The 21,289-nt window shown below is 42.6% G+C and carries 20 protein-coding genes; 11 read left to right on the plus strand and 9 right to left on the minus strand.

What is annotated here, in order from left to right; all coding sequences use genetic code 11:
• Nucleotides 1-135 precede the first annotated feature (135 nt).
• The 3 genes from rapA to VRUMOI_RS01710 all read left to right on the plus strand — a co-directional run bounded on the left by rapA (nt 136) and on the right by VRUMOI_RS01710 (nt 5,049).
• Nucleotides 136-3,060, plus strand: coding sequence for an RNA polymerase-associated protein RapA (gene rapA, locus VRUMOI_RS01700; protein WP_089140042.1), 2,925 nt, complete (start codon nt 136-138; stop codon nt 3,058-3,060).
• 217 nt (nt 3,061-3,277) lie between these two features.
• On the plus strand, nt 3,278-4,015 hold the full coding sequence (gene rluA / locus VRUMOI_RS01705; protein WP_089140043.1) for a bifunctional tRNA pseudouridine(32) synthase/23S rRNA pseudouridine(746) synthase RluA: 738 nt from the start codon (nt 3,278-3,280) through the stop codon (nt 4,013-4,015).
• 62 nt (nt 4,016-4,077) lie between these two features.
• Nucleotides 4,078-5,049: a D-2-hydroxyacid dehydrogenase gene (locus VRUMOI_RS01710; protein ID WP_197712955.1), complete on the plus strand. Its 972-nt coding sequence runs from the start codon at nt 4,078-4,080 to the stop codon at nt 5,047-5,049.
• A gap of 16 nt (nt 5,050-5,065) precedes the next feature.
• Here VRUMOI_RS01710 and VRUMOI_RS01715 read toward each other — a convergent pair whose 3' ends face one another.
• Together VRUMOI_RS01715 and argR are read right to left on the minus strand one after the other, a co-directional pair.
• Nucleotides 5,066-6,058, minus strand: coding sequence for a TAXI family TRAP transporter solute-binding subunit (locus VRUMOI_RS01715; RefSeq protein WP_089140045.1), 993 nt, complete (start codon nt 6,056-6,058; stop codon nt 5,066-5,068).
• A 239-nt stretch (nt 6,059-6,297) separates the two neighbouring features.
• Nucleotides 6,298-6,768 (minus strand): transcriptional regulator ArgR, encoded by a 471-nt coding sequence (argR, locus tag VRUMOI_RS01720; protein WP_089140046.1) that lies wholly within the window; start codon nt 6,766-6,768, stop codon nt 6,298-6,300.
• A gap of 378 nt (nt 6,769-7,146) precedes the next feature.
• Between argR and mdh the strand changes: the two genes are divergently transcribed.
• Nucleotides 7,147-8,082: a malate dehydrogenase gene (mdh, locus tag VRUMOI_RS01725; RefSeq protein WP_089140047.1), complete on the plus strand. Its 936-nt coding sequence runs from the start codon at nt 7,147-7,149 to the stop codon at nt 8,080-8,082.
• A gap of 116 nt (nt 8,083-8,198) precedes the next feature.
• On the opposite strand, the gene ispB is transcribed toward mdh, so the two are convergent.
• Nucleotides 8,199-9,170 (minus strand): octaprenyl diphosphate synthase, encoded by a 972-nt coding sequence (gene ispB / locus VRUMOI_RS01730; RefSeq protein ID WP_089140048.1) that lies wholly within the window; start codon nt 9,168-9,170, stop codon nt 8,199-8,201.
• 273 nt (nt 9,171-9,443) lie between these two features.
• Here ispB and rplU point away from each other — a divergent pair, with 273 nt between their 5' ends.
• The 7 genes from rplU to VRUMOI_RS01765 all read left to right on the plus strand — a co-directional run bounded on the left by rplU (nt 9,444) and on the right by VRUMOI_RS01765 (nt 14,396).
• Nucleotides 9,444-9,755, plus strand: coding sequence for a 50S ribosomal protein L21 (gene rplU, locus VRUMOI_RS01735; RefSeq protein ID WP_089122172.1), 312 nt, complete (start codon nt 9,444-9,446; stop codon nt 9,753-9,755).
• A gap of 21 nt (nt 9,756-9,776) precedes the next feature.
• Entirely contained in the window at nt 9,777-10,034 is a 258-nt protein-coding gene (gene rpmA / locus VRUMOI_RS01740; RefSeq protein WP_017026335.1) for a 50S ribosomal protein L27, read from the plus strand.
• 202 nt (nt 10,035-10,236) lie between these two features.
• Nucleotides 10,237-11,406, plus strand: a complete 1,170-nt coding sequence (gene cgtA, locus VRUMOI_RS01745; RefSeq protein ID WP_089140049.1) for an Obg family GTPase CgtA — start codon at nt 10,237-10,239, stop codon at nt 11,404-11,406.
• Nucleotides 11,407-11,595: 189 nt separating this feature from the next.
• A complete protein-coding gene (locus VRUMOI_RS01750) occupies nt 11,596-12,363 on the plus strand; it encodes a threonine/serine exporter family protein (RefSeq protein WP_089140090.1) in 768 nt (255 codons plus the stop codon).
• On the plus strand, nt 12,345-12,827 hold the full coding sequence (locus VRUMOI_RS01755; protein ID WP_089140050.1) for a threonine/serine exporter family protein: 483 nt from the start codon (nt 12,345-12,347) through the stop codon (nt 12,825-12,827). The genes VRUMOI_RS01750 and VRUMOI_RS01755 overlap by 19 nt, the downstream gene beginning before the upstream one ends.
• 11 nt (nt 12,828-12,838) lie before the next feature.
• Entirely contained in the window at nt 12,839-13,324 is a 486-nt protein-coding gene (gene folA / locus VRUMOI_RS01760; protein WP_162598325.1) for a type 3 dihydrofolate reductase, read from the plus strand.
• 4 nt (nt 13,325-13,328) lie between these two features.
• Nucleotides 13,329-14,396 carry an FUSC family protein gene (locus tag VRUMOI_RS01765; RefSeq protein WP_089140051.1) on the plus strand — a complete coding sequence of 356 codons (1,068 nt, stop codon included), beginning with the start codon at nt 13,329-13,331 and terminating at the stop codon, nt 14,394-14,396.
• 13 nt (nt 14,397-14,409) lie between these two features.
• Here VRUMOI_RS01765 and VRUMOI_RS01770 read toward each other — a convergent pair whose 3' ends face one another.
• The 6 genes from VRUMOI_RS01770 to lptD all read right to left on the minus strand — a co-directional run bounded on the left by VRUMOI_RS01770 (nt 14,410) and on the right by lptD (nt 21,239).
• Nucleotides 14,410-15,222 (minus strand): symmetrical bis(5'-nucleosyl)-tetraphosphatase, encoded by an 813-nt coding sequence (locus VRUMOI_RS01770; RefSeq protein WP_089140052.1) that lies wholly within the window; start codon nt 15,220-15,222, stop codon nt 14,410-14,412.
• Nucleotides 15,223-15,232: 10 nt separating this feature from the next.
• The gene (apaG, locus tag VRUMOI_RS01775) at nt 15,233-15,613 is read right to left on the minus strand and encodes a Co2+/Mg2+ efflux protein ApaG (RefSeq protein ID WP_089140092.1); all 381 of its coding nucleotides are present in this window, start codon (nt 15,611-15,613) and stop codon (nt 15,233-15,235) included.
• Between the two features lie 97 nt (nt 15,614-15,710).
• Nucleotides 15,711-16,517 carry a 16S rRNA (adenine(1518)-N(6)/adenine(1519)-N(6))-dimethyltransferase RsmA gene (gene rsmA / locus VRUMOI_RS01780; protein WP_089140053.1) on the minus strand — a complete coding sequence of 269 codons (807 nt, stop codon included), beginning with the start codon at nt 16,515-16,517 and terminating at the stop codon, nt 15,711-15,713.
• Nucleotides 16,514-17,554 (minus strand): 4-hydroxythreonine-4-phosphate dehydrogenase PdxA, encoded by a 1,041-nt coding sequence (pdxA, locus tag VRUMOI_RS01785; protein ID WP_089140054.1) that lies wholly within the window; start codon nt 17,552-17,554, stop codon nt 16,514-16,516. Before pdxA ends, rsmA begins: the two co-directional genes overlap by 4 nt.
• Entirely contained in the window at nt 17,551-18,846 is a 1,296-nt protein-coding gene (gene surA / locus VRUMOI_RS01790; RefSeq protein ID WP_089140055.1) for a peptidylprolyl isomerase SurA, read from the minus strand. Before surA ends, pdxA begins: the two co-directional genes overlap by 4 nt.
• 86 nt (nt 18,847-18,932) lie before the next feature.
• The gene (lptD, locus tag VRUMOI_RS01795; protein WP_089140056.1) at nt 18,933-21,239 is read right to left on the minus strand and encodes an LPS assembly protein LptD; all 2,307 of its coding nucleotides are present in this window, start codon (nt 21,237-21,239) and stop codon (nt 18,933-18,935) included.
• Nucleotides 21,240-21,289: the final 50 nt, after the last annotated feature.

The following is a 21,289-nucleotide window of genomic DNA, read 5'->3' on the forward strand; positions in this document are numbered from 1 at the left end:
AAGATGTGCGGCTTTTTGTTAATAGGTCTTTTCGCCTATTTAGATCAGGTTTGTGACGAATTTTTCTAAGAAAATAATGTCAGAAACCACTAAAATAGATTTCAATAAAGTTAGATTCATAAGGTAGTCGATTACATGGCATTTGCGTTAGGTCAGCGTTGGATAAGTGATACAGAAAGCGATTTAGGATTAGGGACAGTGGTTGGGCTTGATGCTCGCACTGTGACTTTGATGTTTGCTGCATCAGAAGAAAACCGTTTATATGCCCGTAATGATGCACCGATTACACGTGTTGTATTTAATGTTGGTGATGTGATTGAAAGCCAAGAAGGTTGGACATTAAAAGTTGAGCAAATCGGTGTTAAAGATGATGTGATCAGCTACATCGGAACTCGCCAAGATAATCAAGAAAGCGATGTCGTATTACGTGAGATTTTCTTAAATCACCAAATTCGCTTTAACAAGCCCCAAGACAAATTGTTCGCCGGTCAAATTGATCGCATGGATAACTTTGTATTGCGTTACAACGCACTTTCTAACCAATATCAACAACATAAAAGCCCAATGCGTGGTTTATGTGGTATGCGCGCTGGATTGATTCCTCACCAGCTTTATATCGCTCATGAAGTTGGTCGCCGTCATGCACCTCGTGTTTTGCTTGCCGATGAAGTCGGCCTAGGTAAAACCATTGAAGCGGGCATGATCATTCACCAGCAAGTATTGACTGGACGTTCTGAACGCATTTTGATTGTGGTACCAGAAACACTGCAGCACCAATGGTTAGTGGAGATGATGCGTCGTTTCAACTTACACTTTTCGGTGTTTGATGAAGAGCGCTGCCTAGAATCACAAGCGGATGCTTTGAATCCATTTGATACCCAGCAATATGTGTTATGTTCGTTAGATTTTTTGAAAAAGAATGAAAAACGTTTTAATCAAGCATTGGCTGCAGATTGGGATTTATTGGTCGTCGATGAAGCGCATCACCTAGAGTGGAGTGTCGATGCACCGAGTCGTGAATATCAAATGATAGAAGGCTTAGCGGCGAAAATTGCCGGTGTACTTCTTCTTACTGCAACACCTGAACAGTTGGGCCATGAAAGTCACTTTGCTCGCTTGCGTCTGCTTGATTCTGATCGTTTCTTTGACTACGCCACTTTTGTTAAAGAAGAACAGCAATACGCGCCGGTTGCTGAAGCGGTAGCGAGCTTGGAATCGGGTAAGCCACTTACTAACGATCAAAAAAATAGCATCACTGAATTATTGTCAGAGCAAGATGCCGAGCCATTATTTCGAATTTTAGATGGTTGCAGTTCACAAGCTGAATTTGATGTTGAACAGAAAACCTTAGCGCGCCAAGAATTGATTGATAACTTAATGGATCGCCACGGCACAGGGCGTATTTTGTTCCGTAATACTCGTGCCGCGATTCAAGGTTTCCCTGAGCGTCATGTACACATGTTAGAAATGCCAATGCCTGAGCAGTACACTCGAGCGATGCGCGTGTCTAAAATGATGGATGGCGATCTCCCTGAGCAAACTCAAGCTCTGAAAAACTTATATCCTGAAGAGATCTTGCAAGATCTGGAAGGCGATAAAACGTCATGGTGGACGTTTGATCCTCGCGTTACTTGGCTTATCGATAAAGTGATGGAAAAGCGTTCTGAGAAGATCTTAGTGATCGCCTCTCGCTCTTCTACTGCATTGCAATTAGAACAAGCTTTGCGTGAGCGTGAAGGCATTCGTGCTACCGTCTTCCATGAAGGTATGTCGATTCTAGAGCGTGATAAAGCCGCGGCGTATTTTGCACAAGAAGAAGGTGGAGCACAGGTACTGATTTGTTCGGAAATTGGCTCTGAAGGGCGTAACTTCCAGTTTGCTAATCAGTTAGTGATGTTCGACTTGCCATTCAATCCAGATCTACTCGAGCAACGTATTGGTCGTTTAGACCGGATTGGCCAAACGCGCGATATCGAAATTTTTGTGCCGCATTTAGAAAATTCGGCTCAGTCGATTTTGGCTCATTGGTATCACCAAGGTTTGAACGCATTTGCAGAAACTTGTCCAACTGGCCGTGCCGTGTATGATGAATATTCGGCAGCCTTAATTGCCATGCTAGCGTCTGGTGATATGAGTGAGTTAGAGCATTTAGTTGAGCACTCAGCCGCGCTCAATAAACAGTTGAAATCTAAGCTAGAGCAAGGGCGCGACCGTTTGCTAGAAATTCACTCTAACGGTGGTGAAAAAGCGCAGAAAATCACGGAAACTATCGCCAGCGGTGATAATGATACCAATCTTGTTACTTTTGCCCTTGGTCTATTCGATACCATTGGCTTAAACCAAGACGATAAAGGTGAGAATGCTTTGGTGGTAACGCCATCTGAGCACATGATGGTGCCAAGCTACCCAGGTTTGCCTTATGAAGGGGCGACCATTACGTTTGATCGTGATACGGCGCTGTCGCGTGAAGATATGCACTTTATGAGCTGGGAGCACCCGATGATTCAAGGTGGCATTGATTTGCTGCTCAGTGAGAATGTCGGCACCAATGCGGTTTCTTTACTAAAGAATAAAGCGCTACCCGTTGGCACTATGTTCTTAGAGTTAGTGTACCTAGTGGATGCGCAAGCGCCGAAACGCAGTGGGATTAACCAATTCCTACCGAAAACCCCGATTCGTTTATTGATGGATGCCAAAGGTAATGAGCTTTCAGAGCAAGTACCGTTTGATACCTTTAACCGCCAACTTAGCCCGATTAACCGTCATATGGCGAGTAAAGTGGCCAGTTCGGTGCAAGATCAGATCCATGCGTTAATTGAAAGTGCTGAGCAAGCAGTATTGCCAAAATTGGATGAAGTGCGCCAAAGTGCTAAATCAGAAATGCAGCAAAAGCTTAACTCTGAATTAGAACGTTTACTGGCACTTAAAGCCGTCAATCCAAACATTCGTGATGAAGAAATTAGTGCGATTGAAACGCAAATCGAAACGCTATCAGGTTACATCGAAACCGCGCAATTGCAGCTTGATTCTCTGCGTTTGATCGTCGTTGCTCATCAGTAAAAAAGCAGTCCCTAGTTCCTAGTTTTTAGTCCCTAGAGGTTAACTTCTAGGAGCAGGGATGTTTTTATATATTTTATTTGCTAGCTTTCCATCCTGAATATTATTCCTTGAACTATTTCCTAGAGACTAGAGACTAGAGACTAGAGACTAGAGACTAGAGACTAGAGACTAGAGACTAGGAACCAGGAACTATAACCCAGAAACCAGGAACCTTTTCATGGCTTTACTTGAATACCTCCCACCGACCGATCCTTGGACGGAGATCGTCTATCAAGATGAACATATTTTGGTGGCTAATAAGCCGGCGGGGTTGTTGTCGGTTCCTGGACGCTTGGCAGAGCATTACGACAGTATTTGGAGCCGATTACGTGAGAGCTACCCCAATATTGAAGTGGTGCATCGTTTAGATATGGCGACCTCTGGTTTGATGTTATTTGCATTAACGAAAGAAGCCGAACGACATATTAAAAAGCAGTTCCAATATCGTCTCACCCATAAAATTTATTATGCACGCGTATGGGGACATGTTGAACAAGACCAAGGTGAAATCGATTTACCGTTAATTTGTGATTGGCCGAATCGCCCAAGACAAAAAGTGTGTCATCAAGATGGCAAACCGTCGTTAACCCGTTATCAAGTGGTGGCGCGAGAAGAGCAGACTACCATCGTTCGCTTACTACCGATCACAGGACGATCACACCAGTTACGGGTACACATGATGGCGTTAGGCTACCCAATTGTTGGCGATGAATTCTATGCGACTCAAGAGGCCCTAGAGTATTCCGAACGGCTGCAATTGCATTCTGCTGAGCTGAGTTTCTATCACCCTAAAGATAATCAATTAGCGACGGCGTTTGTTGAGTGTGATTTTTATCCCGATGTGAGCGCGCAAATTTTGCAACACTTTTCGGCTGAACCAGAGTTGCCAGATTATAAAACTTTGGTATCGTCGTAATTTGAACTTGATGGTTTATACCCACTTTTGGCCGAAAAGGACTTCTTATGCCGATAGCCCCAATGCATTTACCCAGTAAACCGACCGTGGTTTTTCTCGACCATGCGACCATTCCTGAGCACATTTCAGTTCCGAACTTAACCTTTGAGCATCAATGGCAGCAGTTTGATTTAACGCCTGCAGATAAAGTCGTGGAACGTATTAAGTCCGCCGATATTGTGATCACCAATAAAGTACAATTGACGGCAGATGTGTTAGCTCAAGCACCTAAATTGAAGATGATTGCGGTCGCGGCAACGGGCACGAATAATGTGGATGTAGACTACTGCCGTGAGCATGGGATTGTGGTGACTAATGTGCAAGGTTACGGTACGCGTTCAGTGCCGGAACATGTGATTGCCATGATGTTTGCTTTAAAGCGAAACCTAGTGGGCTATCATCAAGATATTGCCGCAGGAGAATGGCAAAAGCAGAAGCAATTTTGTTTCTTTACTCATCCTATCACCGATGTCGCCGGCTCAACCCTTGGCATTATTGGCAGTGGCAGTTTAGGGCAAGCAGTGGGCGTATTAGCTAAAGCGATTGGTATGCATGTCGTGTTTGCCGAACGAAAAGGGGTCACTCCGGCTCGTCCCGGTTATATGGCATTTGATAAAGTGATTGAAACTTCGGATGTGCTCACGCTCCATTGCCCATTAACCGCTGACAGTGAAAACTTGATCGCCATGCCACAGTTCCAAGCAATGAAAAGCAGTGCGGTGTTAATCAATGCGGGAAGAGGTGGCTTAGTGAATGAGTCGGACTTGATTGAAGCTTTGAAGACCAAGCAAATCGCTGGCGCAGGATGTGATGTCTTTACTCAAGAGCCTGCTGATGAGTCGAATCCGCTTATTGCTAATATGGACTTACCGAACTTACTTCTCACGCCACATGTTGCGTGGGGGAGCCATTCTTCTATTCAGGCGCTGTGTAATATCTTGATGGATAATATTGAAAAATACCAACAAGGTGTGGAGCAAAATCGAGTTTGCTAACGATTTAGCTTATTCTTTAAGGCAATAATCCGACTTCTTTATAATAACGAATCGCGCCCGGATGGAGTGGCGCAGATATGCCATCTTTAATCATATTTTCTTTTTTTAATGTCGCGAATGCTGGGTGTAAACGCTTAAAGGTATCAAAGTTTTCAAATACCGCTTTAGTGATGTTGTACGCCACATCATCGGGCATACGTTTATCGGTAAACACTACCGATAATGTACCAAAGGTTTTGATATCTTTATCGTTGTTTGGGTAGAGATTGGCCGGAATACTGGTGTTGGCATAATAGGACGTATCATTAACGAGTTGATCGATTTTAGGGCCCGTAACCGGAATCAACCTAGCCTGACAAGCGGTGGTCGCTTCTTTGATCGAGGCATTAGGGTTGCCAAGAATTGAGACAAAGGCATCAATCTGATTATCACATAACGCTTGGGCTCGGCTTGCTCCAGTAAACTCTGTCGCCAAAGAGAAGCTTTTTGACGACCATCCAAACTGCTTCATAATTCGCTCCATCGTGGCGCGATCGCCTGATCCTTTATTACCAATATTGACCCTTTTTCCTGCTAAATCTGCGACGGTTTTGATGTTTGAATCATTACGGACAATTAAATTAAACGGTTCGCTATGTAGAGAGAATAGGGTCCTCATATTGGTATAAGGTGAACTTGGCGTGAATTCACTACTACCTTGATAAGCTAGATATTGCCAGTCTGATTGAGCAATACTGACATCATTTTTGCCAAGCCTAACTTGATTAATATTATCAACAGAACCGGCAGAGGATTCGACGGAGCAACGAATATGATGTTGCAAACGTCCTTTATTGATTAGCTTACAGATGGAGCTCCCCGCCGGATAATAAACGCCCGTTACGGCACCCGTTGCGATGGTAATGTAGGTTTTATTCTCTTCAGCTTGGACTGCTACTGTTGAAGTTATGAGTAAGGTAGCGAGCAGTAATGTATAGATGTGTTGAAAATAGGATGAAGGGGTAAGCATGGCGTATTCCTTAAGGCCAATAATGCGAGAAAATGGCGATCCTTCGCCATTTACTACCTAGACCAGTATAGCCGAGTCTTATTGAGAAGTTGGTAGATTGTGAATAAGCATACTGATAATAAGTGTTTAAAGTATAGGGAATGTTAATTTTTTATATGAAAAGTGAGAAGGCGTTCACGACATCTTCATTTCTATTCGAAATTAGAGCGGAAGAACGCCTTTATAACTGAAGAATGAGCTTAACCCGCGTATTCAAATAGCTCACAAACTGAGTCAAATAATTGCTTGGTGGTAATATTTAATGTTGGCGTAATGAAAATAGTATCATCACCAGCAACGACGCCTAGAATACCTTCCGATTTACCTAGAGAATCAAGTAGACGAGCAATTAACTGTGCGGCACCTGGTCCAGTATGAATGACAACAAGGGCGTCATTATGACCAACATCGAGTACTAATTCACGTAAAGAACTTGAGGCGGTTGGAACACCTAACTCGGCTGGTAAGCAGTACACCATTTCCATTTTTGCATTGCGTGTTCTAACGGCACCAAACTTAGTCAGCATGCGAGAGACTTTAGACTGATTAATATTTTCAAAGCCTTCTTCTCGTAATGCATCAACAATCTCGCCTTGAGATCCAAAGCACTCTTCTTTTAGTAAAGCTTTAAAAGAGCGGACTAAATTATCTTGTTTGTCACTATTTCGCATAATGGATTCTTTTAGTGGTACATATAATTTCAATATTTTCGCATAGATGCTCACTAATCACCAAACGATTAGGTCAAGTTTTCAGTAAAAAAAATTGTGAAACTTATGTTTAAATATTCGCCACAAAATGATGTGAATACCATGTTGCGTTTTGTTTTGTGATTTAATTTAACCATTGATTTTTATTATGATTTAAAACTTGATGAGTGCAGTATCGCAAAGCTGATGTTGAATAATTGTAATTAGAATCGACTTATTGTACTTTCGAAGGCATTAAGATTAGGCACAACTAAATTCTTAGGGTGTGTAGTTCCAACTCTCTAAGCTCAGACCTAAATAATGTAAAAAGATAATTAATTTTTCGAAGGAGAAAGGCTCATGAAAGTAGCTGTAATTGGTGCTGCTGGCGGTATTGGACAAGCACTTGCTTTATTACTGAAAAACGGACTTCCTGCAGGATCTGATCTTGCCTTATACGATATCGCTCCAGTTACACCAGGGGTTGCTGCTGATTTAAGTCATATCCCAACGCCAGTTTCAATTAAAGGTTATGCTGGTGAAGATCCAACACCGGCACTAGAAGGCGCAGATGTCGTATTGATTTCTGCTGGTGTGGCGCGTAAACCAGGTATGGATCGTTCTGATCTTTTCAATGTGAATGCGGGGATCATTAAATCTCTAGCGGAAAAAATTGCTAACACTTGCCCAACTGCATGTGTTGGTATTATTACTAACCCGGTAAATACTACGGTGCCAATTGCTGCTGAAGTACTAAAGAAAGCCGGTGTTTACGATAAGAAGCGTCTGTTTGGTATTACAACACTCGATGTGATTCGTTCTGAAACATTTGTTTCTGAGCTAAAAGGCGTTCCACTTGATGGTTTGGAAGTGCCTGTTATCGGTGGTCACTCTGGGGTAACAATTCTACCTTTGCTTTCTCAAGTTGAAGGTGTGGAGTTCTCTGATGATGAGCTAGCTTCTCTAACGAAACGCATTCAAAACGCGGGTACTGAAGTCGTTGAAGCAAAAGCGGGTGGCGGCTCGGCAACACTTTCGATGGGACAAGCGGCGTATCGCTTTGGTTTATCACTAGTGAAAGCATTGAATGGCGAACAAGGTATTGTTGAATGCGCTTACGTTGAAGGTGATGGCGAGCACGCACGTTTCTTCGCACAACCTATTCGTTTAGGTAAACAAGGCGTAGAAGAAATTTTAAGCTTTGGTGAGCTAAGTGCATTTGAACAACAAGCGTTCGATAGCATGCTAGATACGCTAAAAGGCGATATCGCTTTAGGTGAAGAGTTCGCGAAGTAAAATTAGGCGAATCTCGTTTCTCGAAAGCTCGTTTCTTGAAAAAGAGACGAGCTTTTTTATTTTCGGTAAACGACTAGCGAAGCAAACGAGAAGCTTTGCGTTCGAGCTTCGAAAATCTATTTCGTTCTTCTGACTGCCATATGTGCCAGTGTGATTAAGGCTTGTTTATAGTAGGATTCGGGAATAATCGTCAGTTCAGCAATTGCCTTATCGGCCTCTTCTTCTGCACGTTGAGTGGTGTATTCGAGTGAACCAGTCTCATGCATAGCTGCCATAATGGCATCCAGTTTTTCCATACCATTAGAGTGCTCAATCGCCTCACGAATCATAGCTGCTTGCTCTGGTGTGCCGTTTTGCATGGCATAGAGCAGTGGTAGAGTAGGCTTGCCTTCTGCAAGATCATCGCCGACATTCTTACCCATTTCTTTGCCATCTGAAGTGTAGTCCATCACATCATCAATCAGTTGAAATGCCGTGCCTAGGTACTTGCCATAATTTTGCAGTGCGACTTCCGTTTCTTTAGGCGCATCGACTAATAGTGCGCCAATTTGAGTTGCTGCTTCAAATAGACGAGCCGTTTTCGAGTAAATTACTTGCATGTAGCTTTCTTCGGTCGTATTAGGATCGTTGCAGTTCATTAACTGCTGTACTTCACCTTCTGCGATCACGTTTACCGCGTCACTCATCAACTTGAGGATCTTTAAAGATCCTAAGCTGGTCATCATTTGGAAAGAGCGAGTATAAATGTAGTCGCCAACTAGCACACTAGCGGCATTCCCAAACGCTGCATTAGCGGTTTCTTTACCACGACGCATATCCGATTCATCGACCACATCATCATGCAACAATGTAGCGGTATGAATGAATTCCACAAATGCAGCGGCTGTGATGTGATCTTGACCTTGGTAGCCTAAAGCCTTAGCGGATAGTAATGCTAAAAGAGGGCGTAGGCGTTTGCCTCCACCACTAACAATGTAGAAACCGAGTTGATTAATAAGGCTAACTTCTGAGTTCAATTGTGCATGAATGGTTTCATTCACTTTTACCATGTCGTCGGCAGTGAGTGCCTGGATAGCTTTAAAATCCATTGTTCTTCCAGCTGAGAATAGGGCGTGCTAGGCCTAAATTTAAAAAATAATCATGGATTCTACACTAAAAAACATTGATAAACACGAGTGTAAACGGCATCATTAGCGCACTTTAATCAGGCGATGATCTTTTCGCCATTTTTTTTAATATTTATCTTGTCAAAGGCCAAGCTCTCAAGTAGAATCTGCGCCCTATTGATGACAAGTTTAAGCGCACACCTGATATGTTTAAAATAACTAACATGATGCTGTGCGGAAAAAGCGGAGTAAAATATGTACGCTGTTTTCCAATCTGGTGGTAAACAACACCGTGTAAGCGAAGGTCAAACTCTTCGTTTAGAAAAATTGGACGTAGAAACTGGCGCAAACGTTGAGTTTGATTCAGTTCTTATGGTTGCTAATGGTGAAGAAATCACTATTGGTGCACCTCTGGTTGCTGGCGGTAAAGTAACTGCGGAAGTAGTTAAGCACGGTCGTGGCGATAAAGTAAAAATCGTTAAGTTCCGTCGTCGTAAGCATTCTCGTAAGCAAATGGGCCACCGTCAGTGGTTCACTGAAGTCAAAATTACTGGCATCAGCGCTTAATTTAACTAAGGAGAAGCTAACATGGCACATAAAAAAGCTGGTGGTTCTACTAATAACGGTCGCGACTCAGAAAGCAAACGCCTAGGTGTTAAGCGTTTTGGTGGCGAATCTGTTCTAGCTGGTAACATCATTGTTCGTCAACGTGGTACTAAATTCCACGCTGGAACGAATGTTGGTATCGGTAAAGACCATACTCTATTTGCTTTATCTGAAGGTAAAGTTAAATTTGAAGTTAAAGGTCCTAAGAACCGTAAGTTCGTAAGCATCGAAACTGCATAAGTTTCTGTTTACAATTGAATTCAAAGCCCTGCCTTTATGGCGGGGTTTTTTATTTATAGCAAAGTTATATAATAGACCTTAGACCTTAGACCTTAGACCTTAGACCCTAGACCCTAGACCCTAGACTTCAAATATATACTAGGATTTACAGTCTGTGGTCTACACTCATAATAACTTGCCAATAATGCAGGTGGAGTAGCAAATGAAGTTCGTTGATGAATCAACCATAAAAGTAGAAGCTGGTGATGGCGGTAATGGCGTTGTTAGTTTCTGGCGTGAAAAATTTGTTGAAAAAGGCGGTCCTGACGGCGGTGATGGCGGTGATGGCGGTGATGTTTACATGCAAGCCGACGAGAACCTCAATACGCTCGTTGATTACCGTTTTGAGCGTTTCCATAAAGCGGAGCGTGGTAAAAATGGTAGTGGTGGTAACTGTACTGGTAAACGTGGTGCAGATAAAACCATTAAAGTGCCAGTCGGAACTCGCGCTATTGATATTCATACCAATGAAGTAGTGGCTGAAGTGACTGAACATGGTCAGAAAATCATGATCGCGAAAGGTGGTTGGCATGGTTTAGGTAACCAACGCTTTAAATCTTCGGTTAACCGTGCACCGCGTCAAAAGACCATGGGTACTAAAGGTGAAGTACGTGAGTTACGTCTAGAGCTATTGCTACTTGCAGATGTAGGGATGCTTGGTTTGCCAAATGCTGGTAAATCGACCTTTATTCGCGCTGTATCTGCGGCTAAACCAAAAGTAGCAGATTACCCATTTACAACTTTGATCCCAAGTTTAGGCGTTGTTCGAGCAGGCTCTGAACGCAGTTTTGTTATTGCTGATATTCCTGGCCTCATTGAAGGTGCTGCCGATGGTGCCGGTCTTGGTGTTCGATTCTTAAAACACTTAGAGCGTTGTCGCGTGTTATTGCATATGATCGATTTGTTGCCGATTGACGGTTCAGATCCAATCGAGAATGCATTGACGATCATTGATGAGCTTGAACAGTACAGTGAAAAAGTAGCGGCTAAACCTCGTTGGTTGATCTTTAATAAAGTCGATCTACTTCCTGAAGAAGAAGTGGATGAAAAGATCCAACAGATCATCGATGCATTAGGTTGGGATGGTCATTACGCTAAGATCTCTGCTTCTAATAAATTAGGAACTAAAGAGCTCGCTTACCAATTAGCTGAGTTTATGGAAACACTACCTAAAGAAGAGCAAGTGATTGAAGAAGAAGAGAAAGTCGACTTCAAGTGGGATGATTACCATAAAGATGCCATGAGCGGTAAAGATGTGATTACCGAAGAGTGGGATGATGATGACTGGGATGATGACGAAGATGATGGACATGTCATTTACGTTCGTGACTAGTTCATAGATAACGTTGAATAAATAAGCTGTGATTCTTTGTGAATCGCAGCTTTTTTTTTATCCTAAATCATGCTACTGGGGGGCATTTTAGTGCACACTTTAAGCGCTAACTCCAATTGTCGATAAGGTGATTATTCTTATCAGCAATAGAGGTTAATTAATTATCAATGGATTGATGAGAATATAATGATGGATGAAAAACAACGAATAATTACTCGGATGATTATTCAAGCGGGCCAAATGCTTCTGGCACATGGTGCTGAAAGCACTTTAGTCGGAGATTTAATTCGAAGGTTAGGACTGGCAAGTGGAATGACGGATGTTGAAGTATCAATGTCAGCCAGCTCACTAGTGGTGACCACTGTTATGAATGAGCATTGTATTACTACTGCCCGGCGTTGTCCTGATCGTGGTATCAATATGAAGGTGGTTACGGAAGTTCAGCAAATCTGCATTATGCTCGAGCGACAAATTATTGATTACCGGTTAGCACTCTATAAACTCGAGCAGATTAAACCCATTAGATATAACCGTTGGTTGGTTTTATTTATGATTGGTTTATCTTGTGCCGCGTTTGCTCGTTTAGCGGGTGGGGATGTAACGATATGCGTGATCACCTTTATTGCGTCTTGTTGTGGGATGTTTGTTCGGCAAGAAGTCGGTCATCGTAACTTTAACCCATTAGTCAATTTTGCAGTGACAGCATTTGTAACCACCCTGATTTCTTCTCAAGCGGTTATTCACCAACTCGGCAATGTTCCATTCACCGCTATGGCATCTTCAGTACTGATGCTGGTTCCTGGTTTTCCTTTGATTAATGCGGTTGCAGATATGTTGAAGGGTTATATCAACATGGGAATTGCTCGATTCTTCATGGCAAGTTTATTGACCTTTGCTACTTGCTTAGGGATTGTTGCCGCAATGACAGTAACAGGAACATGGGTATGGGTGAGATAATGGATTTTTTGATTGCTTTACTTACTGATATGTCTCTTGCTGCTATTCCTGCTGTTGGGTTTGCTTTGGTATTTAATGTTCCGGTTAAAGCGCTAAAGTATTGTGCTTTAGGGGGAGCGATAGGGCATGGAATTCGATTTGTACTTATGACGTATAATATTCCTATCGAATGGGCCACATTCTTTGCTGCAACGAGTGTGAGCATGGTTGGGGTTCATTGGTCACATCGTTTTTTAGCGCACCCCAAGGTCTTTACGGTGGCGGCGATGATTCCTATGGTACCGGGAGTTTATGCGTTTAAAGCGATGATCGCTCTAGTTGAAATAAACCAAAATGGCTATGATGCACAATTATTTAGTATTCTTATCGATAACTTTTTACAATCCATGTTTATTATTGCTGGATTAGCAATAGGCCTCGCTATGCCGGGGTTGTTATTTTATCGAAGAAGATCAATTGTTTAAAAGGACGATATGTGAAGATTAGCATGATTGCTGCGATGGCAAACAATCGTATTATCGGTAAAGATAATCAAATGCCGTGGCACTTACCCGCCGATTTTGCTTGGTTTAAACGCTGTACAATGGGAAAGCCAATAGTGATGGGCCGTAAGACCTATGAATCGATTGGTCGTCCACTACCGGGGCGTTTAAATATTGTGATTTCAAGAGATGCTTCACTTTCTATTGAGGGAGTTACTACCGTCACTAGTATTGAACAAGCAAAACAAGTCGTTGGTAATGTTGATGAATTAATGATTATCGGGGGAGGCACTATTTATGATTACTGCTTACCTCTGGCTGATTGTCTGTATTTAACCTTTATTGATGCCGATATTGAGGGTGATACTCAATTTCCAGATTGGGGAGATAATTGGAAAATTGTGGAGCAAGAAGAATATCTTAAAGATGATAAAAATGCCTACAACATGCGCTTTATTTGTTTAGAAAAGATTTGCTGACCCAATGAAACGCTCATCGGCTATTTCTAGTTCGGAACTGTGGTTTTTCAAGTATTACCGCTTGGTGCATAGCGCACGTATTGCAGTGGCTTTCGTGCTGATGTTCGCTGCAACGCGTACTCTCGATCTCCATGACATCACTTGGCCACTCATTACATTGGTTGTTGTGATGGGGCCAATTTCTTATTGGGGAAATGTGTTCCCAAGAGCGATTCAGCGTATTTCAGGAACTTGTATAGGCGCGCTTTCCGGTATCGTAGCTCTTTATCTGGAAACCATTTCTATTCCATTACTGATGGTTTGGTGTAGTGCCGTCATGTTTGTTTGCGGCTATTTAGCATTGGGTAAACAACCTTATGCCGGCTTATTAATTGGTATTACGCTTGCGGTAGTATTAGGGGCTCATGAAGGGAGTTTTACCCAAGCTTTATGGCGCAGTGGTGATGTGGTTTTAGGGTCAGCCGTTGCATTGTTTTTTTGCAGTATTTTTCCTCAAAGAGCTTTTATTCATTGGCGTTTAAAGTTGAGTGATAACTTACTGGAAATCAGTAAGGTTCATCACACGCTGCTTTCTCCTAATATGGTGGAACGACCGAATATTCAATCAAAACAAGATCAGTTACGTAGAAATATTATTGGATCGCGTAGTTTATTGTCCGCCGCCAGTGCTGAGACTAAGTTAAATCTTTCTCTGCTAAGCCGGATTCAAACGGGTATCGTGAATAGTCTCTATGCCATTGAACGTTTATCGGATACTTATTGGAGTGACCGAAAAAGTCATTTTACTCTTTTGAATTCATCGGCATTAAAAGAGTGTCATCAGGCGACCGAGTCGATGATAATTCAACTATCTGAGATGATAAAAACAGGCAAGGTTGAAGCTGATGAGTGGCAGTTTGATAACATTAATGAGGTGATTGAAGAGCTGCAAGTATTAGCGAAAGCCAATCAAGTGCAGTCTCAAGCTTCATTATATGGTTATGTTTGGTTGAGTATTCAGTTAATGGAAGAAATCTCACGCTTACATAAGTTAATTGCTCTGGCTCTAAATTTGACCAGTAAAGCACGATAAGTGAATGAGAGGCTTATTGTAAGCTTGCTTGAGTGAACATTTTTTTGTCTTCCCAGCGCAACATAGACAGATGCTCTCCCCACACACAACCCGTATCCAACCCTATCACATTTGCTTTTTGATCATGGCATCCCATCAAAGCCGCCCAATGGCCAAAAATGACGGTTTTATTTAATGGGATACGCTCGGTTACTTTAAACCAAGGTACTAGACGACTCGTATCGACTTTTGCTGGAGGTAGTTTGCACTCCATTTCTAATTGCCCTTGTTGATCACAAAAGCGCATTCGAGTGAACGCATTGATAATAAAACGGTATCGCTCAATGCCTTGTAAATTAGCATCCCACACTCTTGGTTGGTTAGCGTACATGTTCTTAATTAACCAAGCCCAATCATCACTTTGTAAAATAGCGCTGATTTCTTGGCTCGATTGTCTGGCCGTTGCGAGATCCCAGCTAGGCGCAATGCCTGCATGACACATTACAAACTCTTCATGTTCTGCCATCAAGGGTTGTTGACGTAGCCAGTTGATTAATTCTTGGCGATCAGGTGCTTGCAGGATAGGGAGAGTTTGATCTTTAGGCTTAGCATTGAAGTAGCCTAAATTTACCGCCAGTAGGTGTAGGTCATGATTACCGAGAATGCATTTTGCTGAGTCACCTAAGCTTTTGACAAAGCGTAATGTCTCTAGCGACTTGGGACCTCGAGCAACAAGATCTCCCGCTAACCACAGTTGATCGACTTGAGAGTTGAAGTCGACTTGCTGTAGTAGGGCTTGTAATTCATCAAAGCAACCTTGTATGTCACCAACGATATATGTCGCCACAAAGCCTCACTTAATTCAAAATATTGGGGATCGCCATGCGAAAAGGCGCGACTTCTGCTAAGAATTGCTCACTCCTCTCATCTAGCATGACATAGTGCCCCTGCATGATGCCTAGTGGCGTTTCTAAAGCAGTCCCACTGGTATAAGTATACTCTTGCATAGGTTCAATCACGGGTTGCTCACCGACTACACCATCACCTTCGATGGTTAACTGTTTGCCATTCGCATCGGTGATTAACCAGCGGCGACTGATGAGTTGAACGGATTGTTGGCTTAAGTTACGAATAGTGATGGTGTAGGCAAAAATATAGCGACTCTTCTCGGGTTGAGATTGCTCTTCTATATATCGAGTATGAACTTGGCAAGTAATACTTGGTGATTGTTCTTGAATCACAAATCTCTCCTATCCTTAGAGAATTTATGTATAAGTAAAATAAGAGCACGTTATGGTGCCCTTATTTTTTTAGTGATAACTGAACGTGACTGAGTTATTTATCTTTAGCGTCAAGGTAGTTTGCCAGAGCAACAAATTGCACTAAGGTTAAGTTCTCAGGACGTACGCTTGGTTTAATGTCTAATTGCTCGAGCTCTTCGGCTGACACTAAGCTTTTAAAGCAGTTTCTAACGGTTTTACGGCGTTGGTTAAAACCTTCACGACATACTCTATCTAACCATTTCAGGTTAGTAGCAGGATGAGGTAAAACTTCATAAGGCATCAAACGCACGACAGCAGAATCCACTTTTGGTGGTGGGATAAAGGCGGTCGGCGGTACTTCAAGAACTGGCATCACTTTACAGAAGTATTGAGCCATTACCGTTAAACGGCCGTATGCTTTTGAACCCGGGCCTGCCGCGAGACGATTAACCACTTCCTTTTGCAGCATAAAGTGCATGTCTTGAATGTCTTTATGAAATTCAAACAAGTGGAACATCAATGGTGTTGAGATGTTGTAAGGTAAATTACCGAAAATACGTAACTTATTATTCGGTTTCACTAATTCATTGAAGTCAAAGCGCATGGCATCGCCTTCATGAATCGTTAATTTACTAGATAGCTCTGGATGGTTTCTTAGGCGTTCAGCCAGATCGCGGTCAAGCTCGATAACCGTTAATTTATCAACTTCACGACCAACTGGCTCGGTAATTGCGCCTAGACCAGGACCAATTTCAACCAGATTTTGCCCTGGAAGAGGGTTTATTGCAGAAACAATACCATCAATAATATAGGGATCATTTAAAAAGTTTTGGCCAAAGCGTTTACGGGCTTTATGACCTAGATGGACATCATTACTCATTGATTACTCTCTTGTTGCTTCTTTTCTGGCTGCTTTGAGCTTTCTACCAGTTGTAAAGCATGGGTGATTGCAGTTAAAAAACTGCCTATATCGGCATTCCCTGTGCCAGCTAGATCCAGTGCAGTACCATGATCGACTGAGGTACGAATAAAAGGTAACCCCAAGGTTATATTGACTGAATTACCGAAGCCCTTGTATTTTAGCACGGGTAATCCTTGATCATGATACATTGCCAATACGGTATCGGCTTTTTCTAAATATTTTTGGTTGAAAATGGTATCAGCAGGAAGTGGGCCGACTAAATCCATGCCATCTTGCTGACGCATTTTGTCTAAGGTCGGCGTGATAGTTTCAATCTCTTCACGTCCGAGGCAACCGTCTTCACCTGCATGGGGATTGAGACCACATACGTAGATGTTAGGTTTGTCTATGCCAAATTTATTGACTAAATCGGCATGCAAAATTCGAATGATACTTTCAAGGCGTTCGGCGGTCACGGCTTGACTGACATAGGCCAAAGGAATATGGGTCGTGACAAGTGCAACCCGTAATCCTTCTGTTGCCAGCATCATCACAACTAATGGGGTATTCGAACGTTCCGCAAAAAATTCGGTATGACCACTAAAGGCAACGCCAGCGCGATTGATCACACCTTTATGGACTGGACCGGTCACAATCGCATCAAACTCACCGCTCATACTGCCTTGGCAAGCGCGCTCTAATGTTTGCAGTACATAATGGCCATTAGCTTCGTTAAGTTGGCCTGCCACAACCGGTTGAGAGACCGCAATATGCTCAACGTATAATTGACCTTTTTGTTGTACTTGAGCGGGGAGAGCTGAATCATAATCGAGGACTTGTACCTCAATCCCAAGTTGATGAGCACGTTCAGCTAACATCTCTTTATCCGCACAAATGATCAATTGATGTGGCCAATCATATTGGGATAGAGCTAATACAAGATCAGGGCCAATACCTGCAGGCTCGCCGGCAGTGATCACAAGACGACGAATAGGGTTGATTAGTTGATTACTCATTGGTTATCTTGCTCGTCTTGTTGGTCTAGCATTTCAACATAGGCACTGGCGCGAATTTCTTGTAGCCAAGCGCCGGCTTCTTCATTGAATTTACGTTTGAATAATATTTGATAAGCACGATTTTTCATCGCAGACTCAGTGCGGTCAACCGTGCGGCGTCCAAGTACTTTTACAATATGCCAACCATGAACCGTTTTGAATGGTTCGCTAATTTGCTCAATAGGTAAGGTCTCAATTTGATGCTTAAATTCAGGCACGTAAGAATCGGCTGTTTGGTAACCTAAAATACCGTCAGCCACCGCTGAGCCTGTATCTTGGCTGTATTGTTGAGCAAGTTCACCAAATGTGCGTTTCCCAGATTTAATTTCGTCAATGAATCGGTTGAGCTCTTCTTTCGCACCTTCATCACTTAAGATGATCGAAGGCTTGATCAAAATATGTTGCGCATTAACTTCCGTGACAGCTACTGTTTTTAAGCCTTTAACATCGTCAATCTTCATGATGTGAAAGCCAACACCACTACGGAATGGCCCAATAATCGCGCCTTTGCCTTGGGTGCTGATTTGATCGGCAAAGATAGTCGGCATTTCTTCCTTACGCATCCATCCCCAATCGCCACCTTGTAAGGCTTTTGGGCCTTTTGAGTAGGCATAGGCGAGAGTTGAAAAGTCTTCACCTTGATTCAATCGCTCGAGTAAATCCTGAGCTTCTTTTTCTGTGGCGTCTTTGTCGTCACCAAAACGTAGCTGTATTTGAGATATTTTATATTCAACATTTTGAGTCGTTTGTTCTGCCAACATGGATGCCAGCGTATCGACTTCTGATGGTGAAATATTCACTCGACGACGAACTTGTGCATTACGCGCTTCGCTAATGGCGATTTCCTTGCGGATTTGCTCGCGGAAAACGGGGTAGGTAATGCCTTGTTGTTTGAGTGATGTTCGAAGCTGATCTAATGTTTGTTTATTGTCTTGAGCAATGCCTTCAATCGCTTGATCTAAACGCTGGTCATCAATTTGAATTCCCATACGCTTGGCTTCTTGCAACTGAATTTCATCGAGTATTAACTTTTCAATGACTTGCTCTTTTAACGTATCGGTATCAGGCAAAGATTGATTTTTTTCTTGAGCATTGGCTTGTACCGTTTTGAGTGCGGTATCGATGTCCGTTTGTAAAATGACGCCGTCGTTAACAATGGCAACCACATGGTTGAGTGGTTGAGGTGCGGCTAGAGTAGCCGAGGCTGTAAACAGACTCATTATTCCAAGTAATGCGGGAATCCATGTCTTCATGTTCGATATCCAATTAGTACAACAAATTAAGTATGAGAAATAAGGAAACCAGTCATAAATATTATCATGACTGGTTTTTTGCTTCATTAGTCAGCGAGGCTAAATGGACGGCCATAACCCAGTGAGTTTCCGCCATCACTGTAGGTTACGCCGGCACTTTGGCCTAAGCCTTTAATACCAATGTTGAGGCTCACTTTCGATTCATATTCAGGGCCCGGTTCAGGATACACAGTATCAAGGTAAACATTTCCAGGTGACATTTGGTGACGAGAATAAGTCAAGCCTAAGAACCAACAATCATCGTTATAGGTGACGCCAACTAAACTCTCTAACATGTAGTTTTCAGTTAGATCATGGTAGTAATTTGCTTGTACGCTCCAACGTTGTGCTATGGTAAAGCTGTTAACAATACCGGCTTGAGATATACCGTCACGAGTATACTTATCAATGTTATTACCAATATTCCCTGCATTGTCTTCGATATAGTTTTTAGAGATATAACGATAACTCAACTGAGTATGGCCACCACTTGGCAGTTTGTATTCAAGGGTGCTGTTGGCAAGCTGCAATTCAGAGGCGTCGCCATCGTACTGAATGCCACCTTTAAATAACCATTCATCGTTGATATTCCATTCATTTTCCAAAGCCCAGGCCGACAAATTGGTTTCGCCATTATTTGGATTAATGTAATAAATTTGCCCGAGTGAAATATTAAAACGCTCTTTATAGTTGCCATCGTAAAAACGAGAAGTAGCACCGTAGCTTAACTGGTTAGCGGGTGCAATGTAGTCGACGCTACTGTATCTGGTATCACGGAACAAACCATAATAATCTAACTGCAATTGTGTGGTGTCATAACCTTGGTAGATATCATCTTGATCAACCTCAGGAATGTACAAATATTGCAGACGAGGCTCAAGCGTTTGAGTATAACCACCCAACCATTGCTGGCTGTTGTCTAAAAATAGCGTACCTGTCATTCGATATTCTGGCACGGTACGGCTAGCATTTTTTTCTAGATCTGGATTCGTGACGCTACCATCTTTTAGATCTTGATCATAGTAGGTGTACATCAGCTTAGCTTCAGAGGTTAATTGCCCCCATGGCGCGTAAAATGGTACAACAACGCCAGGCTCTAAATGAACTCGAGTGGCGTCAGGAAGTCGGTCGTCATCGGTTTCAAAACGGCTAATATGGCTATTCCACTCCATATCTATATGTGGTAGCACATCAGGTCGATTATATTCATATTGTAGCTGCGGCATTAAGCGATATGGTTTCGAATTAGACAGAATTTGGAAGTCACGTACTTTTAACGTGGTATCGGAGTAATCCGTACGGTATGACACTTCGCCCGCTTGCATCAATTGGCCATCTTCACGATTACCGATATTGGAATCGAGATCAGCAAAGTAATCGTTGTCACTCACGCGAGAGTAATCGACAGAAAACTTCCAGTGGCGATCATAAATACCATCGTGAGAGACGCTTACTCCCCAACGTGCGCCTTTTTCGGTATACAGATCATCACGGTTTAGATATTCAAAATCGATGGAACCAGCACCGAAGCCATCGGTTAAGTAGCGGAATTCATTTTCAAATTGAACTCCACGACGTTGCATGTAGTTTACCGTGGTGGTGAGATCATATTGTGGCGCTAAGTTGAAATAAATAGGGACATTAATTTCTAGGCCGTTTTTAGAGTCATAGCCACCCGATGGGTATAAGAAACCGGTTTTACGCTTGTCGCCAATTGGAACCGTAATATACGGCCAGTAAAATACAGGGAAGTCTAAAATCTCAAAGCGAGTATTATAAAAGGTCGCTTCTTCTTCGTTATTATCGATATCAATATCTGACGCTTTTACTCGCCATGATTTGTTACCTTCAGGACAGGTGGTTAATGAGCCATCTTCCATGGTATAGATGCTTTGGCCATCTTTTAAGATATAAGTCGCTTCACCACGGGCAGGCTGGCAGAGTAATTTGTATTGCGTGTCATGTAGCTCAACCCGTTCACCTTTTAGGTCGGATTTTACTTTATTTGAATTGGATTTAATTTGGCCATCATTCATCTTCACATTACCATCCGCAGTGATGGAGTTATCACCTTGATTGATGGTCACTTTATCTGCAGTGATTTTTTTGTGGCCTTGAGTGATGATGACATCACCTTGATAAACCGCTTTGTTTTTTCCTTCCGCATTAATGCTATCAGCTTCAATGTTGACCGTTTCTTGTTCTGGATCAGATGCGTTTTTTTCTGGCGCAATACATTGATCTACAGGGACGATTTCCGGCACACTGTCGCTACTACTTTCATCCGCGAAAGCAGTAGGCAGGAAAGCAGCACTTATGAGCGTGGCAAGAAAAGTGCGAGAAATAGGTAGCATGGAATAAATGTGTCCTGTGAAACTGAGTGAGATTATCGTTTTTAATACAT

The sequence above is a fragment of the Vibrio rumoiensis genome, assembly GCF_002218045.2.
GTDB lineage: Bacteria > Pseudomonadota > Gammaproteobacteria > Enterobacterales > Vibrionaceae > Vibrio > Vibrio rumoiensis.

Bases quoted from the DNA above. Each gene is read 5' to 3' on its own strand.
- rapA (WP_089140042.1), top strand. From the start codon at position 136: ATGGCATTTGCGTTAGGTCAGCGTTGGATAAGTGATACAGAAAGCGAT.
- rluA (WP_089140043.1), top strand. From the start codon at position 3,278: ATGGCTTTACTTGAATACCTCCCACCGACCGATCCTTGGACGGAGATC.
- VRUMOI_RS01710 (WP_197712955.1), top strand. From the start codon at position 4,078: ATGCATTTACCCAGTAAACCGACCGTGGTTTTTCTCGACCATGCGACC.
- VRUMOI_RS01715 (WP_089140045.1), bottom strand. From the start codon at position 6,058: ATGCTTACCCCTTCATCCTATTTTCAACACATCTATACATTACTGCTC.
- argR (WP_089140046.1), bottom strand. From the start codon at position 6,768: ATGCGAAATAGTGACAAACAAGATAATTTAGTCCGCTCTTTTAAAGCT.
- mdh (WP_089140047.1), top strand. From the start codon at position 7,147: ATGAAAGTAGCTGTAATTGGTGCTGCTGGCGGTATTGGACAAGCACTT.
- ispB (WP_089140048.1), bottom strand. From the start codon at position 9,170: ATGGATTTTAAAGCTATCCAGGCACTCACTGCCGACGACATGGTAAAA.
- rplU (WP_089122172.1), top strand. From the start codon at position 9,444: ATGTACGCTGTTTTCCAATCTGGTGGTAAACAACACCGTGTAAGCGAA.
- rpmA (WP_017026335.1), top strand. From the start codon at position 9,777: ATGGCACATAAAAAAGCTGGTGGTTCTACTAATAACGGTCGCGACTCA.
- cgtA (WP_089140049.1), top strand. From the start codon at position 10,237: ATGAAGTTCGTTGATGAATCAACCATAAAAGTAGAAGCTGGTGATGGC.
- VRUMOI_RS01750 (WP_089140090.1), top strand. From the start codon at position 11,596: ATGGATGAAAAACAACGAATAATTACTCGGATGATTATTCAAGCGGGC.
- VRUMOI_RS01755 (WP_089140050.1), top strand. From the start codon at position 12,345: ATGGGTATGGGTGAGATAATGGATTTTTTGATTGCTTTACTTACTGAT.
- VRUMOI_RS01765 (WP_089140051.1), top strand. From the start codon at position 13,329: ATGAAACGCTCATCGGCTATTTCTAGTTCGGAACTGTGGTTTTTCAAG.
- rsmA (WP_089140053.1), bottom strand. From the start codon at position 16,517: ATGAGTAATGATGTCCATCTAGGTCATAAAGCCCGTAAACGCTTTGGC.
- pdxA (WP_089140054.1), bottom strand. From the start codon at position 17,554: ATGAGTAATCAACTAATCAACCCTATTCGTCGTCTTGTGATCACTGCC.
- surA (WP_089140055.1), bottom strand. From the start codon at position 18,846: ATGAAGACATGGATTCCCGCATTACTTGGAATAATGAGTCTGTTTACA.
- lptD (WP_089140056.1), bottom strand. From the start codon at position 21,239: ATGCTACCTATTTCTCGCACTTTTCTTGCCACGCTCATAAGTGCTGCT.